Origin of the sequence: Reyranella sp. (assembly GCF_050185545.1) — a bacterium.
GTDB lineage: Bacteria > Pseudomonadota > Alphaproteobacteria > Reyranellales > Reyranellaceae > Reyranella.
This window is the reverse complement of sequence record NZ_JBFWZI010000175.1, coordinates 1-15,089: the sequence shown is the minus strand read 5'-3', so window position 1 is coordinate 15,089 and position 15,089 is coordinate 1. Positions and strand designations below refer to the sequence as shown.

Sequence of the window (15,089 nt, the reverse complement as noted above, 5' to 3'; positions counted from 1 at the left end):
CTGAGGAGGCCGCGCAGCGGCCGTCTCGAAGGATGGGCGACACACGAGATCGCTGGAGAAGCGGTGTCGCAGCACCCGGTCTGTTGCCGACACTTCGAGACGCGGCCCTCCGGACCGTTCCTCAGGGTGAGGTCTTCTGTAAAGTTAGCGCCTATGAGTGGCGCGCTCCCAGCCGTGAGTTTGTGGAGGGACCTTTCTTGTTGCAGCATCAGCAAAGAAAGGTCCCTCGACTGCGCCGCCCTTCGGGCGGCTCCGCTCGGGATGACGGCATTTACTTGCCGTTTGCGAATGCCCAGACCGTCAACCCGAGCCCATCGAGGGACCTTTACCGCCACATGAGTGGTCTCTCGCTTACGACGCTTGCGAAGCAAGCGTCGAACTCGAGATGGCAGCTTGTCTGTATCGACAATCTGCGACCAAAGCTTCATGTCATGGCCATGCGTGTTCTGATCCTGGGCGGCACGACGGAGGCTTCGGCGCTGGCTCGCCTGCTGGCCGATGATGCGCGCTTCGAGACGACGCTGTCGCTCGCCGGCAGAACGTCGGCGCCGCGGGCGCAGCCCATCGCGACGCGCGTCGGCGGCTTCGGCGGCATCGACGGTCAGGTGCGCTACCTGCGCGACCACGGGATCGACGCCGTGATCGACGCCACGCACCCCTATGCGGCGCAGATCTCGGCCCATGCGGTCGCGGCAAGCGCCGAGACAGGAATCGCCCTGGCGTCGCTGGTTCGCCGGCCCTGGCAACGACAGGATGGTGACCGTTGGCAGGAGGTCGCTTCGACGCCTGACGCCGCCGCCGCTCTCGGCGCCGCGCCGCGTCGTGTGTTCCTCAGTCTCGGCCGGCAGGATCTGCACCTGTTCGCCACGGCGCCGCAACACCACTACATCGCGCGGCTGATCGAGATGCCGCAGCAGGTCGGGCTGCCGCCCGACCTTGTCCTGGTACGCCAGCGCGGGCCATTCGACCTCGAGGCCGAGCGCCGATTGCTGGTCGACGAGCGGATCGAGGTGATCGTATCCAAGAATTCGGGTGGCGATGCCACCTATCCCAAGATCGCGGCGGCACGCGCGCTTGTGCTGCCGGTGGTCATGATCGCGCGGCCCGACAAGCCCGTGGGCCATGTCGTGACCAGCGCCGAGGACGCGGTGAACTGGCTGGTTCACGCCCGCTCTCCTTCGCGGCGCGGCGTATAGACCCAGCGCCCGACCTGCCGCGTCGTGCTGGCGCCGACGATCACCAACGTGCGCATGTCGGCGATCGCGGGGTCGGCGCTGCCGAGCGTTGCCACGACGACCCGCGCATCGGCGCTGCCGGCTGCCCGCACGAACAGCACCGGCGTCTCCAGGCCTTTGCATGCTCTCAAGAGATCGAAGGCGCGGCCGAGCTGGTGCGGGCGTGCCTTCGACGCCGGATTGTAGAACGCGATCACGAAGTCGGCTTCGGCTGCCGCCTTCAGGCGGCGCTCGACGGTCGCCCAGGATTTGAGATTGTCGGACAGCGAGATGGCGCAGAAATCGCCGCCCAGGGGTGCGCCGACCTCGGCCGCCGCCGCCAGCATGGCGGTGACGCCGGGCTCGATCCGGATGTCGAGCGCGCGCCATTCCGGCTCTCCGTTCTCGACGGCCTCGAACACCGCCGCCGCCATCGCGAAGACGCCGGGATCGCCGCCCGACACGACGACCACGCGGCGGCCGGCCGCCGCCAGCGACAGGGCCAGCCGTGCCCGCTCCAATTCGACGCGATTGTCCGAGGCGTGTCGCTGCTGGGATGGGCATACCGGCACGCGATCGAGATAGGGCCCATAGCCCACCAGATCGGTGGCGCCGGCGATCGCCGCCTTCGTGGCAGGCGTCATCAGCTCGGCCTTGCCGGGGCCGGTGCCGACCACCACCAGCGAGCCCGTCACAGTCGCCTCCCCTGCCCGGCGATCAGCACCATGGCGAAGTAGGCGCCGGTCGCCGCCTGGCACGCGGCGAGCGGCACGATGCGCTCGTCCTGCATGGTGCCGCGCTCGACATAGACGGCGCGCGACAGCAAGCCCGCCGCATCCACCGCGCGGCGCACCTTCGCGAGGTTGCGGCCGACCTTCATGATCACGGCGGCATCGGTGAGACGCAGCCGCTCGACGAGGCGCTCCTCCTCCAAAGTGCCCGGCAGCACGGCGAGCGTGTCGTTGCCCCAGGTGATCGGCAGGTTGGCGCGCGTCCAGCAGCCCGACATGCCGGTGACGCCGGGCACCACCTCGACCGGGAAGTCGGGCGCAAGACGCCACCACATATGCATGAACGAGCCATAGAAGAACGGATCGCCCTCGGCCAGGAGGCCGACCGATCGGCCCTGGCGCAGCAGCCCGGCGAGCTGGCCGGCCGTGTCGCGATAGAAGGCGCCCATCGTCGCGTGGTACTCCGGGCTTTCCGCCGGAACCTCGTCGGTCAACGGATACTCGAAGCGGCGCTCGTCGCGGCCCTCGGCGAGCAAGGGTGCGACGATGCGGCGGGCATTGCCGACCCGGCCTTTCTTGGCGAAGTACGCGAGCACGTCGACGGCACTGACCAGGCCGGCGGCGCGCAGGGTGAGATAGCGCACGTCGCCTGGCCCGACGCCGATGCCATAGAGCGTGCCCGCCGTAGCGGTGCCCGCCAACGTTTCGAGCCCGGTCATTCCTGCTCGCTGGCCAGCGCGTTGACGGCGGCCACCGCCATCGCGCTGCCCCCCTTGCGGCCGCGCACGATCAGGAACGGCAGCCGGCCGTCGGCAGCCAGCGCTTCCTTCGATTCGAGAGCGCCGACGAAACCGACCGGCAGGCCGATCACCGCCGCCGGCATCGCGGCGCCCTCGTCGACCAGCTCGAGCAGCCGGAACAGCGCCGTCGGCGCATTGCCGATTGCCACGACCGAGCCCTTCAGACGATCGCGCCACAGCTCCAGGGCAGCGGCCGTTCGCGTATTGCCAATTCTGCGCGCGAGGCCGGGCACCGCGGGATCGTCCAGCGTACAGATCACCTCGTTGCCGGCGGGCAGGCGCGCGCGCGTGATGCCGTTGGCCACCATTCTCGAATCGCAGAGGATGGGTGCGCCGGCGACCAGCGCCGCGCGCGCGCGCGCCGCGAAATCCACCGACATGACGACGTCGCGTGTGATCTCCGTCATGCCGCAGGCATGGATGAGGCGGACGACGACCCGCTCCTCCGCGGCATTGAAGCGCGCCAGATCGGCCTCGGCGCGGATGATGGCGAACGACCGACGATATATCTCGGCGCCGTCGCGGGTGTAGGCGCGCGGATCAGCCACGGCGCCCCTCCGCGAACAGGTCCGCGAGAGCTTGCCTGGAGATGCGGCGCTCCATGGGGTCGCGTGCCGTCGCATTGTGCGCCACGCCGTACCCGCCGGCATCGCCGACCAGCACCAGATCGGACGCATCGGAGCGCGCGCAGCCCTTCGGGCAACCCGAAACGTGAACCCGGCCAGTGTAGCCGTGCGCTGCGACAAGCATTGCCAGCCGGTGCGCATCTCGTCGCGTCTCGACACTGCTCGACTCGCAGTCCGGCGCCCCGGGGCAGGCATCGATCCTGAGAAGGGAGTCGTTTGGATCGACGATCAGGCCGAGCGCTCGCGCGCTGGCGACAGCCGCTCGCGCCGCTGCTTCATCGCGGACGCCGAAATAGAGCGTACGCCACGGCGACAGGCGCAGATCGATGGCTCCGGCGTCGGCTGCGAGCGTCACGAGACCCTGCAGTTCAGATGCTTGCAGTCGACCGAATGGTGCTGCGAAACCGACGACCTTCCCAAGGATTCCCTGCCGGGCGCGCGCCACTAGTGGCGGAGTAACCTCCGCCATAGTGGTGCCAAGTGCCTGACCCTCTTGTTTGAAACGATATTCTTGATCTTCCGGACGGGGGGCTTCCCGCCCGCACATGATATTGTGGGGGGGGGACGCCCGCGGTCCGGGAGACAATGGCTCACGGCAGACCCCATTCTGGATGGCGATAACGACTTCATGGAGAGGCAGAGTCCTCATGCGGCTGCGGCCGGCGGCGGCATCGAGGAAGCCATGGATCGCTGCCATGGCGATCGATGGCGCCGACTCGATCGGCGCGACACCGAGCCAGCACGTGCCCTCGGCCGAGTCGATGCCCAAGGCAACGGTGGTCTCGTCCAGCGCGAGCAGAGCGATGTCGGCCCGTTCGCCGGCGATCGACAGCGGGCCGCCGCCGTCGACTAGCAGACCGAACTTGGGGGACAACAGGCGCACACGTGGATCACTGACGAGCTGCTGCGAGATCGCCTGCGCCACGGGACGGATATCGACAGTCTCCTCATCGAGGCCAGCAAGCGGGCCGACCATGAGGTTGCGCGTCGCCTCGATCTCGGCGTCGGCGTCGATCAGGTCGAGCTCACGCAACCTCTCGTGCAGCGCCGGCAGATCCGCCTCGGTGAGGCCGCGGAGCTGCAGGTTGGCGCGACGCGTGAGATCGATATGGCCGTTGCCCAGGCGCCCGGCGAGATCGGCCAGGCTGCTGGCCTGGTCGAGCGACAGCGCGCCGCAGAATGGCCTGATGCGCACGATCAGGCCGTCGCCGCTTGGCATGGGCTGCAGGGCACCCGGGCACCAGCCCTTCACCGCGATGACCGCCGCGCTCACGAGCGCCCCTTCGCTATCATGAGGTCGAGCTCGCGCTCGACCGAGTTGCGTCGCGTCTGCCACAGCCCGCGCGCGAGGGCGTCGCGCAGGCGAGCGGCGATTGCCACGGCAGCCGCCGGATTCTTCTCGATCATCGCCCGGCGCACGGCGTCGTCGGCGATCAACGCAGCATGGGTCGCGTCGAACAGGGGACCCGGGACCGCGCTGGCCGTCGCGGCGAAGGCGTAGAGCGCGTCGACGCCTTGCGCGATCTCGGCGACGCCACGATGGCCGTGCGCCAGCATCCCCGCGATCCAGCGCGGGTTGGTCAGCCGGCCGCGCACCACGCGCGCGATCTCCTCGGCCAGCCGGCGCGCCTTGGGCGCCTGCGTCCGGCTGGTGTCGAGATGGTAGAACTCGGGCGCATTGCCGAGCAGGGCAGCCGCGGCGGCGAAGCCGCCGGCAAAATCCGCGACGCCGTCGCCATCCAGCAGGTCGCGCTCGCGGTCGTCCTGCGGATGAACCAGCAGATCGGCCTCCGACACGCGATCACGAAACCCCTCGCCCGCCGCGCGAATCGCCTCGGCGCCACCGTAGGCGTGTGTGACATTGGCGAGATAGACCTGCCCCAGCTCCTCGCGGCTGCGCCAGTCGCCGTCGAGCGCGACGTCAGCGGCGCGCGCACCGTAGCTGCCAGGCGCCCCGCCGAACACGCGCGACAGGTCGGCGCCGCGCTGGCGCGCCTCGGCCAGCGGATTGTCTTCGGCCGGCTCGTCGAGCCCGGCGACGCGTCGCACCGCCATGTCGAACAGGGCGATCTGCGCTTCGAAGATGTCGCGAAACAGACCCGAGATGCGCAGGGTCACGTCGATGCGCGGCCGGTCGAGCGTCGCCAGCGGCAGGATTTCAATACCAACGACCCGGCTGGACGCCCTGTCCCAGGTCGGCCGGACGCCGAGATAGTGCAGCGCCTGGGCGAGATCGTCGCCGCCGGTCCTGAGCGACGCCGACGCCCACAGATCGAGCACCAGCGCGCGCGGCGGCTCGCCGTGATCCTGAAGATAGCGACGCACGACCTCGTCGGCGGCGCGCACGCCGATCACGGCGGCGGTGCGCGTCGGAATGGCGCGCGGATCGATCGAGGTGAGATTGCGCCCGGTCGGCAGCACGTCGGCGCGCCCGCGGGTCGGCGCGCCCGCCGGCCCTGGTGCAATGCGACGTCCATCGAGCGCGGCCACCAGTGCCGCGCGCTCGCAGCCGGCAGAAGCGCGGACGGCGCACTCGTTGCCGGTCGCCGACGCGAGCGCCCGGATCGCGGACTCGTCGGGATCGCGGCCGAAGACGTGCAACCCGTCGCGGATGCTGAGTTCCTTGATGTCGCAAAGCTGGGCGTCGAGCTTGGCGATTGCCTGACGACTGCGCTCACCCTCGACCAGGCCGCACTCGCCGGCGAGACCGCTTGCCCAGGCGCGCTCGACGATCTCGTCCTCGAGATGGCTGAGCCGCCTTCGATCGAGTCCGTCGGCCGCCGCATACTCCTCGATGATGCCCTCCAGCTCGGCAAGCGGCCCGTGCAGGCCGGCCGCGCTCAAGGGCGGCGTCAGATGGCCCAGCGTGACGGCGGCAAGCCGGCGCTTGGCCTGCACCGCCTCTCCCGGATTGTTGACGATGAACGGGTAGACGACGGGCACCGGCCCCAGCACCACCTCGGGCCAGCATTCGCCCGACAGCGCCAGCGCCTTGCCGGGCAGCCATTCCAGCGTGCCGTGCGTGCCGAGATGAATCATCGCGTCGATCCGCGCGACTTCGCGCAGCCAGGTGTAGAGCGCGAGATAGGCATGACTCGGCGGACGATCGACATCGTGATAGCCCGCCTTGCGATCGTCGCCCATGCCCCGGTCGGGCTGGAGCAGCACCAGCACCTTGCCGCAGCGAAGCACTGGCACCCGGAAGACCCCGCCCGTGGGTGACTCCCACGGCACCGGCATATCCCGTTTTTCTCCGTCATCCCGACCGGAGCCGAGCGCAGCGAGGCGCAGTGGAGGGACCTCTCTTGCTGCGGCATCAGCAAGAAAAGTCCCTCGACTGCGCCGCCCTTCGGGCGGCTCGGCTCGGGATGACGGAGTGACTTGACCAGCGCGAATGCCCTGGGGTGGCCCCCAGGTCTCTTCTAGCGCTTGCTGAAGGGGACTGGGCAGCGACTCGAGCCAACGGCAATACTCGGCCGTAGCAATCTCGATCGACTCGGCGTCGCCCTGAAGCAGTCGTTCGACATCGCCCGCCTGCCAGTCGCGGCCACCCGTATCGTACCCCTCGCCGCGCAGATGATTGAGGATCTCGGCGGCGCTGGCGGCGGTGTCGAGGCCGACGGCATAGCCGGTCCGCCCGCCGCGCGCCGGATAGTCGGAGAGGACCAGGGCCACGCGACGGTCGCCTCGCGGCGTGCGGCCGAGCCGCACCCAGGCCGCCGCCAGGCGGGCCACGTAGTCGATCCTCTCGGCGTCGGGTTCGTGGCGGACGCAGGCAAACTCCAGTCGCGGGTCGGCAGGCGCCGCCGCCTTGAAGGAGATCGCCCGCGTCAGGAGCCGGCCGTCGAGCTCGGGCAGCACGACGTTCATGGCGAGATCGGACGGTGAGAGGCCGCGCGGCGAGCCCTGCCAGGCGTCGCGCGTGCTGCCCGACAGCACGACCTGCAGGACCGGCACATCAGCGGCATCGAGCACCGTCGTGTCGTCGTCGCGCAGCGCGGAGAAAGCCGTCGTGTTGAGCACGATTGCCGGCCGGTGACGGGTGACCAGTGCGTCGAGCGCCGGCACCACCAGAGGATCTTTCAGGCTGCTCACCGCCACGCCGAGCGGCGCCAACCCCTGGCGCTCCAGTGCCCCCATCAGGCTGGTGATCGGCGCGATATCGGCGGCCACGAGATTGGCACGGTAGAGCACGACCAGGGCCACCGGCCGATCCGTGCGCGGTTCGCCGATAAGGGACACAGGTCCCACCGGACTCGGCGGCACCCACGGCAGCGCGCAACCAATCAAGCCCGCCGCATGGCGCAACGCCTGACGCAGATTTTCGACCCCGCCTTCGCGAAACAAGCCATCCAGCCGAGCGAGGTGCTCGCCGGCCACCGTCGAGAGACTGGCAAGCCTGGGGTCATCGCGATCATCGCCCGGCAGCGCCGCGAACAGCACGCCCTTGTCGCGCGCCGTGTCGGCAAGGCGCTCCAGCCCGTAGCGCCAGTAGTCGAGCCCGCCGAGGCAGCGCACGATCACGATCCGAGCGCGCGATGCGACGCTGTCGACATAGAGATCGACCGACATCGGATGCTTGAGCCGCTTGAGGCTGGCCAACCGCAAAGAGGGCAGCCGATCGGAATCCTGCTCCCAGCCGGCCGCCAAGGCCGACAGGTCGCTGTCGGAGAAGGACAGCACCACCATGTCGGCCGGCGACTGGCCGAGATCGACAGCGGCCTCCGCCTCCTCCAGTGTCGCGAGCTCGGTGGCGAGGACGTGCATGCCGCGCGCCTTCCGATTCGGCGCTAGCCCGCGATCAGGGCGCGGATGGCGTCGCGGTCGAAGCCCTTCTCGCCGATCACCACCAGGCGGCCTTGCCGCGCCTCGCCGGCCGACCATTTGCGATCGAACTGGTGCTGGATGCGCGTGCCGACGCCTTGCACCAGCAGCCGCATCGGCTTGCCGGCGATATGGACAAAACCCTTCATGCGCAGCACGTCGTGCTGCTCGGCCGCCTTCACCATGCGGTCGGCCAGCACCTGCTGCGAAGGGAAGGCCGGCAGGTCGATGATGAAAGTGTCGAAGTCGTCGTGATCGTGCTCGCCTTCGAGCTCGTGGTGCGACGGACGGCTCGCGAGATCGGACTCGGCCCTGGCGCCGAGGCCCAGCAGGACATCGATCGGCACCTGGCCGTTCGCGGCCTCGACGACCTTGACTGCGCGCGGCAGCGTCTTGCCGATCTGGTCCGTTACGCTGGCGACAGCGTCGGCCGACATCAGGTCGGCCTTGTTCAGGATCACCAGGTCGGCGCACAGGATCTGGTCCTCGAACACCTCTCCCAGCGCATTGTCGTGGTCGAGCGAGGAGTCCTCGGCCCGTTGCCGGGCGATCGCCTCGGGATCGTCGGCGAAGCGGCCGGCCGCCACGGCGGCGCCATCGACCACGGCGACCACGCCGTCGACGGTGACGCGCGAGGCGATCTCGGGCCAGTTGAACGCCTTCACCAGCGGCTTGGGCAGCGCCAGGCCCGACGTCTCGATGACGATGTGCTCGGGTGGCGATGGCCGGTCGAGCAAACCCTTCAGTGCCGGCACGAAATCATCGGCGACTGTGCAGCAGATGCAGCCGTTTGCCAGCTCGACGATGGCATCCTCCGGGCAGCTCTCGATGCCGCAGCTCTTCAGGATCTCGCCGTCGATGCCGACATCGCCGAACTCGTTGACGATCACGGCCAGTCGGCGGCCACCGGCATTCTCCAGCACGTGCCGCACCAGGGTCGTCTTCCCGGCGCCCAGGAATCCGGTGACGATGGTGCAGGGCACCTTGGCGAGGCTCATTGCAATTCCCTGTGGCTCATGGGCGGTACGCGGGCGATCACGCCCTTGCGGAAGAACAGAGGCCGTTCGCGCCATGGCACGATTCCGGTCTCGGATATGGCGTAGCTCAATGCCGCCGAGATGACGTCGCCCATGTGCGCGGCCGGGTCGATATCGCCGATCAGGTAGGTCCATTTGCCGGTGCCGCAGAACGCCACGGTGCAGGGGCGCTTGCAGACGGCCAGGCAATCGACACCGGCGACCGCGAACGACATCGGACCGTGCTCCCGTTGGTGCGCCTCGAGCGCCTGCACCAGGATGCGGCCCGGCCGATCGAGCGCGTCATTTTCCTGGCTCTCGCGCTCCTGGCCCTCGCGCTGGCAGGAAACGCAGATGAAGAGGGTCGCGGTCACGACGCGACGACCCGGCCCGCCGGCCTGGGCGCGAGCCTGGGCCACAGCCATCCGACCGCGACGCCGGCGCAAGCCCACAGCAGGCCCTGGACCACCAGCGACAGGGCGGCAAACTGCGCCGCGACCTCGGCAGGCACCCTGCTTTCGAACTCGTGCGGATGCGGCGCGCCGATGACATGCGGGGCCATCAGCAGAAACACCGCGCCGAGCCTCGGCAGGGGGTTTTCCATGCGCACGAAGACCCACAGGGCCAGCGCCGTGGCGGCCACCGTTCCGATCCACCAGAGCTGACGCGCCACCAGGGCACCGGACGCACTGCCCGGAAGCTCGGGCGCGAGCCCTGCGGCTGGGGCGAGGCCGCTGGCGACAAAGCCGGCGACCGCCCAGGCCAATGAATGACGTTCGTCGATCGGATCGCCGGCAATGAGCATGCCGGCCAGCAACAGGAAGCACACGCCCACTGCAGTCGCGATTGTCATGATTCCCGTGTAGAAAAACCGCGGCAGGCCGGCGGCGGGCTCCCAGGCGTCGCCGTGCGCGTGCTCCGATGCGCCTCCGCCGTGACTGTGCGCGGCGCCCGACGCCGGAGCGCCGGAAGTTGCGCCGCCGGTTGGTGGCGTCCCCGACTTCTCATAGCTCTCGGCCAGCAGGATGAGCGGCGTGGTCGTCACCTGCTGCACGAGCGCAATCACGAGCCCGGCCAACAGCCCCGCCAGCAGGCCGACCGACATCACCCTGGCGAGCATCCCGGCCTCAGTGGCAGGGAAAACTCAGGCCATGACGAGTGTCGTGTGCCGCGTTGTGAATGACCTCGGGATAGGCAAAACCCGTGAGGAAAACCAGGCCGAGCCCGAGAAACAGAGCGACGATGGCCGCCCTCAACGTCTCGCTTCGTTCACCCGCCCCGACGGCGGGCACTACCCTACTAGCCATCTCAACCTCCTTGGCTGCCCCTCCGGCAGACCGAACGCTCGCGACGACGGCAGGTCTCCTGGCTCCCGGCTCCTCGCCGCCGGCCGCCTTCCCGGTCTCCCAGTGGCGTATTGGCCGTCGACTTGCCGACTACAGTTGCGGGGGCAGCCGCGGATTGTGATCGCACCGCGTTCCCTTTTGAGCCCCGTGAGGGGCACCGTCCGGAGCTTGATACGGGCCTAGAGGAAGCTTCGTCAACTGGCTTGCTGGTCGCGGTCCGGCCGCCCATTGTGCGGCCCCCGAGGACGAAGGCAGGAAACAATGACCCTCGAGACAGACGATGACGCCCGCCACAAGGCGAAGATGGCCAACCGCAAGTCGATCCAGGATGCCGAGGTCGCGAGCAAGACCGTCGAGAAGGGCCTGTTGATCGTCCACACCGGCAAGGGCAAGGGCAAGTCGACCGCGGCCTGGGGCCTGCTCGTGCGCGCCGTCGGGCGCGGCCTGCGCTGCGGCGTCGTGCAGTTCGGCAAGGGAGCCTGGCAGACCGGGGAGCGCGCCGCCATCGAGCGCCTGGGCGGCGACCAGGTCGAATGGCACACGCTGGGTGAAGGCTTCACCTGGGAAACCCAGGATCGCAACCGCGATGTCGAAGCGGCCCGACGCGCCTGGGCGAAGGCGCGCGAGCTGATGGCCAATCCCGCCATCCGGCTGATCGTGCTCGACGAGCTCAACATAGCCTTGCGCTACGACCATCTCGAGATCGGCGAAGTCGTCGCCGCCCTGAAGGCGCGCCGGCCCGACCAGCACATCGTGGTCACGGGCCGCAACGCCAAGCCCGAGCTGATCGAGGCGGCCGATCTCGTGACCGAGATGACCTTGGTGAAGCACCATTTCGCCGCCGGCGTGAAGGCCCAGGAAGGCATCGAGTTCTGATGGCCGCCCGCGCCCTCATGATCCAGGGCACAGGCTCCGACGTCGGCAAGTCCCTGATCGTTGCCGGTCTCGCGCGGGCGTTTACCCGACGCGGCCTGCGCGTGCGTCCCTTCAAGCCGCAGAACATGTCGAACAATGCCGCGGTGACGGCGGACGGTGGCGAGATCGGCCGCGCCCAGGCCCTGCAGGCGCGCGCCGCGCGGGTGCCAGCCAGCGTTCACATGAATCCCGTCCTGCTGAAGCCCCAGAGCGAGATCGGCGCGCAAGTCGTCGTCCAGGGCAAGGTGGTGGGCAACGCCAAGGCGCGGGAATATCAGTCGATGAAGCCCGGCCTGCTCGAGGCGGTGCTCGACAGCTTCGCGCGCCTGGCGGACACCGCCGACCTGGTTTTGGTCGAAGGCGCGGGCTCGGCCTCGGAAGTCAATCTGCGCGCATCCGACATCGCCAACATGGGCTTCGCCCGGGCCGCCGACGTCCCTGTCGTGCTGCTGGGCGACATCGACCGCGGCGGCGTGATCGCAAGCCTGGTGGGAACCAGGGCGGTAATCGATCCAGCCGACGCCGCCATGATCGTGGGCTTCATCGTCAATCGCTTCCGCGGCGATCCCACGCTGTTCGACGACGGCATGAAGACCGTTGCACGGCACACCGGCTGGCACGCCCTCGGCTTGGTGCCGTTCTTCGATGCCGCGAGCAAGCTGCCTGCCGAGGACGCGCTCGGCATCCCCGGGCGTGGCGCGAGCGCTGCGCAGGGCAGCGCGGGCGTGGCGCCGGGCCGCACGCGGATCGCGGTTCTCGCCTATCCGCGCATCGCCAACTTCGATGATTTCGATCCGCTGCGCCTCGAGCCGATCGTCGACTTGGCGTTCGTGCGGCCCGGCGAGGCGATTCCCGGCGATGCCAGGCTGGTCATCCTGCCCGGATCGAAGGCGACCATCGCCGACCTTGCGGCCCTGCGGCAGGCCGGCTGGGACATCGACCTGGCGGCCCATCTGCGTCGCGGCGGCCACGTGCTGGGTATCTGCGGTGGCTACCAGATGCTCGGCCGCACGATCGCCGATCGCGACGGCATCGAAGGCCCGCCCGCAACGGTCGACGGCCTCGCCCTGCTCGACATCGACACGGTGCTGGAAGGCGAGAAGGTCCTGATCGAGACGGCAGGCGAGACCGTCGCCGGCGCCGTGCCCTTCAAGGGCTACGAGATGCATATCGGGCGAACGACGCACGGCGCGAGCGCGGAGGGCGGCCGCCCGCTACTCAGACTTGGCGACGGCCGCCTCGACGGCACCAGCAGCGCGAACGGCCGGGTCTCCGGTTGCTACGTCCATGGATTGATGACCGACGATCGTCAGCGCCGCCATTGGCTGCAGCGCATCGGCGCGCCCGCGTCCGACCTGATCTACGAGCCGGAGATCGATGCCACCCTCGATCTGCTGGCCGATCACCTCGAACGGTACATCGACTGCGATCGGCTGCTCGAGCTGGCACGTCCGTCGCGGGTTACTGTTCCAGGCTGATCATCAGCGCGACCAGCACCGCAATCTGCAGACCGCACGCAACCCGGTAGAGCTTCAACGCCGCGCGGATGTGCTGTGCCGTCAGGTCGCCGGTCCCCTCCCCCACCCAGGGCTCCTGAACGGGCGCACCGTGATAAATGCGTGGGCCCGAGAGGCGGATGGCGAGGGCGCCGGCCATCGCCGCTTCCGGCCAGCCGGCATTGGGCGACCTGTGATGGCCGGCATCGCGCCATACCGTCGCCAGCGCCGCGCGCGGCGACAGGCCGAGCAGCGCGGCCGCGAGCGCCAGCCACAGGGCCGCCAGGCGCGACGCTGGAAGATTGACGAGATCGTCGCAGCGCGCCGACGCCCAGCCGAAGGCAAGGTACCGCTCCGACTTGTGGCCGATCATGCTGTCAGCGGTGTTGATCGCCTTGTAGGCCAGCGCCCCCGGCAGCCCGCCGACGACCATCCAGAACAGCGGCGCCACCACGCCATCGGAAAAGTTCTCGGCCAGGCTCTCGATGGCGGCACGGCACACGGCGGCCTCGTCGAGAGTCCTGGTGTCGCGGCCGACGATGTGCGTGACCGCCTGTCTGCCCGCCTCGAGGCCGCCCTGCTCCAGGGCCGTGGCGACGGCGAGCACATGCGTGTCGAGGCTGCGCTGGGCGAGCAGGCTGCTGGCGAGCACCCCGCAGACCAGCAGCGCGGCCGCCGACGGCAGGAAGCGGCCGACGATCCCCGTGATCACGAGGCCCGCGACCACGGCCACCGCGATCAGGAGCAGGAGTGTCAGCAGGCCCAGCCCGCGGCGTTCGTCGTCGGACCGGATGGGCGAATTCCACGACTCGTCGCACCATGTTATGAGCCGCCCGATCCAGGTCACGGGGTGACCGACCAGTCGATAGACCGCGTCCGGGTAGCCGATGATCGCTTCGGTCGCGACGGCAATGAGGGCGAGCTCGGCGAACATGGCAGACGTGCCTATCATGACCACCGCGGCGGAAAAACCGATCGAGCAGGGACCGCTCGAGCATGGGGGCGATCTCGAAGCGCTGCGCCATCGTTACCCCGAGGCACCTCGTCCCTGGATCGACCTGTCGACCGGCATCAATCCGGTCCCCTATTCCGTCGGCGACCTGCCGGCGGAAGTCTGGTCGCGCCTGCCCTCGCGCGCGGCCGAAGGGGCGCTGCTGGCCGCAGCAGCGCGGCGTTACGGCGTCGGTGGTGACGCAGCGATCGTCGCCGCTCCCGGCACGCAGGCCCTGATCCAGCTCCTGCCGCGCCTGCGACCGAGATCGAAAGTGGCAATCGTGGGCCGGACCTACGCCGAGCACGAGTTCTGCTGGCGCCGCGAGGGACATGCGGTTTGCGTCGCGACCGGCCTCGCGGCCACGGACGGCGCGGACGTGGTGGTGATCGTCAACCCCGATAACCCCACGGGCCGGCTCGTCCCCGCCGACGCCCTGCGCGCCGTCAAAGCACCCCTGCTGGTCGTCGACGAGGCCTTCATCGACCTTCTGCCGGCTCGGGCCAGCCTGGCAGGCGGGCTGCCGGGCAACACGGTCGTCCTTCGATCATTCGGCAAGACTTATGGCCTGGCGGGTGTTCGCCTGGGCTTCGCCATTGCATCGCCGGATCTGGCGGAACGGTTGCGCGGTGCGCTCGGCCCATGGGCCGTCTCCGGTCCCGCCCTGGAGATCGGCCGACGGGCCCTGGCGGATGATTCCTGGCTGGACGCGACGGCGCGTCGTCTGGCGGCGGATGGCGAGAAGCTCGACACGTTGTTGAGGGCCGCCGGCTGCACCGTCCTGGGCGGAACAACCCTCTTCAGGCTGGCCGAGCATGGCGAAGTCCTGCGGGTTGCCGACGCTCTTGCCCGCCATGGCATTCACATCAGGACATTCACGGACAGGCCGACCTTGCTGCGTTTCGGCCTGCCGGCGAACGACGAAGAATTTGCTCGCCTCGCGGGCGCCCTTCAGGTGCCGCAGAACGTCTGACACACCCGCTGCTCGGCCGAGGGCGGCTCGGCATAGGCGGCATATTCCGCACGATCCTCGAACGGCCGTGCCAGCACCAACAGCAGCTCCTCGAACGGCGCGTAGTCCTCGTCGATCGCCGCCGCCAGGGCGGCCTCGACGCGGTGATTGCGCGGGA

At 69.3% G+C, this 15,089-nt stretch carries 14 protein-coding genes and 1 riboswitch; of the genes, 4 read left to right on the top strand and 10 right to left on the bottom strand.

Going from position 1 to position 15,089, the window contains the following annotated elements; translation table 11 throughout:
* Positions 1–437 precede the first annotated feature (437 nt).
* Positions 438–1,196: a cobalt-precorrin-6A reductase gene (locus AB7O82_RS30660; RefSeq protein WP_428620981.1), complete on the top strand. Its 759-nt coding sequence runs from the start codon at positions 438–440 to the stop codon at positions 1,194–1,196.
* Here AB7O82_RS30660 and cobJ read toward each other — a convergent pair.
* From cobJ to AB7O82_RS30615, 9 genes are read right to left on the bottom strand one after another with little or no spacing between them, the layout of a single operon-like run.
* The gene (gene cobJ, locus AB7O82_RS30655) at positions 1,163–1,909 is read right to left on the bottom strand and encodes a precorrin-3B C(17)-methyltransferase (protein WP_428550182.1); all 747 of its coding nucleotides are present in this window, start codon (positions 1,907–1,909) and stop codon (positions 1,163–1,165) included. The genes AB7O82_RS30660 and cobJ overlap by 34 nt on opposite strands.
* Positions 1,906–2,664, bottom strand: a complete 759-nt coding sequence (locus AB7O82_RS30650) for a precorrin-2 C(20)-methyltransferase (RefSeq protein ID WP_428550185.1) — start codon at positions 2,662–2,664, stop codon at positions 1,906–1,908. Before AB7O82_RS30650 ends, cobJ begins: the two co-directional genes overlap by 4 nt.
* Entirely contained in the window at positions 2,661–3,293 is a 633-nt protein-coding gene (locus AB7O82_RS30645) for a precorrin-8X methylmutase (RefSeq protein ID WP_428550187.1), read from the bottom strand. Before AB7O82_RS30645 ends, AB7O82_RS30650 begins: the two co-directional genes overlap by 4 nt.
* Positions 3,286–4,644 carry a precorrin-3B synthase gene (gene cobG / locus AB7O82_RS30640; protein ID WP_428620979.1) on the bottom strand — a complete coding sequence of 453 codons (1,359 nt, stop codon included), beginning with the start codon at positions 4,642–4,644 and terminating at the stop codon, positions 3,286–3,288. The genes AB7O82_RS30645 and cobG overlap by 8 nt, the downstream gene beginning before the upstream one ends.
* On the bottom strand, positions 4,641–8,138 hold the full coding sequence (locus tag AB7O82_RS30635) for a cobaltochelatase subunit CobN (RefSeq protein ID WP_428550194.1): 3,498 nt from the start codon (positions 8,136–8,138) through the stop codon (positions 4,641–4,643). Before AB7O82_RS30635 ends, cobG begins: the two co-directional genes overlap by 4 nt.
* A gap of 23 nt (positions 8,139–8,161) precedes the next feature.
* Positions 8,162–9,193 carry a cobalamin biosynthesis protein CobW gene (gene cobW, locus AB7O82_RS30630; protein ID WP_428550196.1) on the bottom strand — a complete coding sequence of 344 codons (1,032 nt, stop codon included), beginning with the start codon at positions 9,191–9,193 and terminating at the stop codon, positions 8,162–8,164.
* Entirely contained in the window at positions 9,190–9,585 is a 396-nt protein-coding gene (locus AB7O82_RS30625) for a DUF1636 family protein (protein ID WP_428550199.1), read from the bottom strand. Before AB7O82_RS30625 ends, cobW begins: the two co-directional genes overlap by 4 nt.
* Positions 9,582–10,331, bottom strand: coding sequence for a CbtA family protein (locus AB7O82_RS30620; RefSeq protein ID WP_428550202.1), 750 nt, complete (start codon positions 10,329–10,331; stop codon positions 9,582–9,584). The genes AB7O82_RS30625 and AB7O82_RS30620 overlap by 4 nt, the downstream gene beginning before the upstream one ends.
* A 7-nt stretch (positions 10,332–10,338) precedes the next feature.
* Positions 10,339–10,518, bottom strand: coding sequence for a CbtB domain-containing protein (locus AB7O82_RS30615; RefSeq protein WP_428550205.1), 180 nt, complete (start codon positions 10,516–10,518; stop codon positions 10,339–10,341).
* A gap of 32 nt (positions 10,519–10,550) precedes the next feature.
* Positions 10,551–10,734: riboswitch (cobalamin riboswitch) on the bottom strand.
* A gap of 84 nt (positions 10,735–10,818) precedes the next feature.
* On the opposite strand from AB7O82_RS30615, the gene cobO reads away from it, so the two are divergent.
* Together cobO and AB7O82_RS30605 are read left to right on the top strand one after the other, a co-directional pair.
* A complete protein-coding gene (cobO, locus tag AB7O82_RS30610) occupies positions 10,819–11,433 on the top strand; it encodes a cob(I)yrinic acid a,c-diamide adenosyltransferase (protein ID WP_428550208.1) in 615 nt (204 codons plus the stop codon).
* A complete protein-coding gene (locus AB7O82_RS30605) occupies positions 11,433–12,950 on the top strand; it encodes a cobyric acid synthase (protein WP_428620978.1) in 1,518 nt (505 codons plus the stop codon). Before cobO ends, AB7O82_RS30605 begins: the two co-directional genes overlap by 1 nt.
* Here the strand turns inward: AB7O82_RS30605 and cbiB are convergent.
* Positions 12,934–13,902 carry an adenosylcobinamide-phosphate synthase CbiB gene (cbiB, locus tag AB7O82_RS30600; protein WP_428550214.1) on the bottom strand — a complete coding sequence of 323 codons (969 nt, stop codon included), beginning with the start codon at positions 13,900–13,902 and terminating at the stop codon, positions 12,934–12,936. The two genes, AB7O82_RS30605 and cbiB, sit on opposite strands and share 17 nt — an antisense overlap.
* Here cbiB and cobD point away from each other — a divergent pair.
* Positions 13,901–14,932 (top strand): threonine-phosphate decarboxylase CobD, encoded by a 1,032-nt coding sequence (cobD, locus tag AB7O82_RS30595; RefSeq protein ID WP_428620976.1) that lies wholly within the window; start codon positions 13,901–13,903, stop codon positions 14,930–14,932. The two genes, cbiB and cobD, sit on opposite strands and share 2 nt — an antisense overlap.
* The last annotated feature ends 157 nt before the right edge of the window (positions 14,933–15,089 follow it).

What these genes read in the sequence shown, in the direction of transcription:
- AB7O82_RS30660 (WP_428620981.1), top strand. Translation starts at nt 438, where the DNA reads ATGCGTGTTCTGATCCTGGGCGGCACGACGGAGGCTTCGGCGCTGGCT.
- AB7O82_RS30650 (WP_428550185.1), bottom strand. Translation starts at nt 2,664, where the DNA reads ATGACCGGGCTCGAAACGTTGGCGGGCACCGCTACGGCGGGCACGCTC.
- AB7O82_RS30635 (WP_428550194.1), bottom strand. Translation starts at nt 8,138, where the DNA reads ATGCACGTCCTCGCCACCGAGCTCGCGACACTGGAGGAGGCGGAGGCC.
- cobW (WP_428550196.1), bottom strand. Translation starts at nt 9,193, where the DNA reads ATGAGCCTCGCCAAGGTGCCCTGCACCATCGTCACCGGATTCCTGGGC.
- AB7O82_RS30620 (WP_428550202.1), bottom strand. Translation starts at nt 10,331, where the DNA reads ATGCTCGCCAGGGTGATGTCGGTCGGCCTGCTGGCGGGGCTGTTGGCC.
- AB7O82_RS30615 (WP_428550205.1), bottom strand. Translation starts at nt 10,518, where the DNA reads ATGGCTAGTAGGGTAGTGCCCGCCGTCGGGGCGGGTGAACGAAGCGAG.
- cobO (WP_428550208.1), top strand. Translation starts at nt 10,819, where the DNA reads ATGACCCTCGAGACAGACGATGACGCCCGCCACAAGGCGAAGATGGCC.
- AB7O82_RS30605 (WP_428620978.1), top strand. Translation starts at nt 11,433, where the DNA reads ATGGCCGCCCGCGCCCTCATGATCCAGGGCACAGGCTCCGACGTCGGC.
- cobD (WP_428620976.1), top strand. Translation starts at nt 13,901, where the DNA reads ATGGCAGACGTGCCTATCATGACCACCGCGGCGGAAAAACCGATCGAG.
- cbiB (WP_428550214.1), bottom strand. Translation starts at nt 13,902, where the DNA reads ATGTTCGCCGAGCTCGCCCTCATTGCCGTCGCGACCGAAGCGATCATC.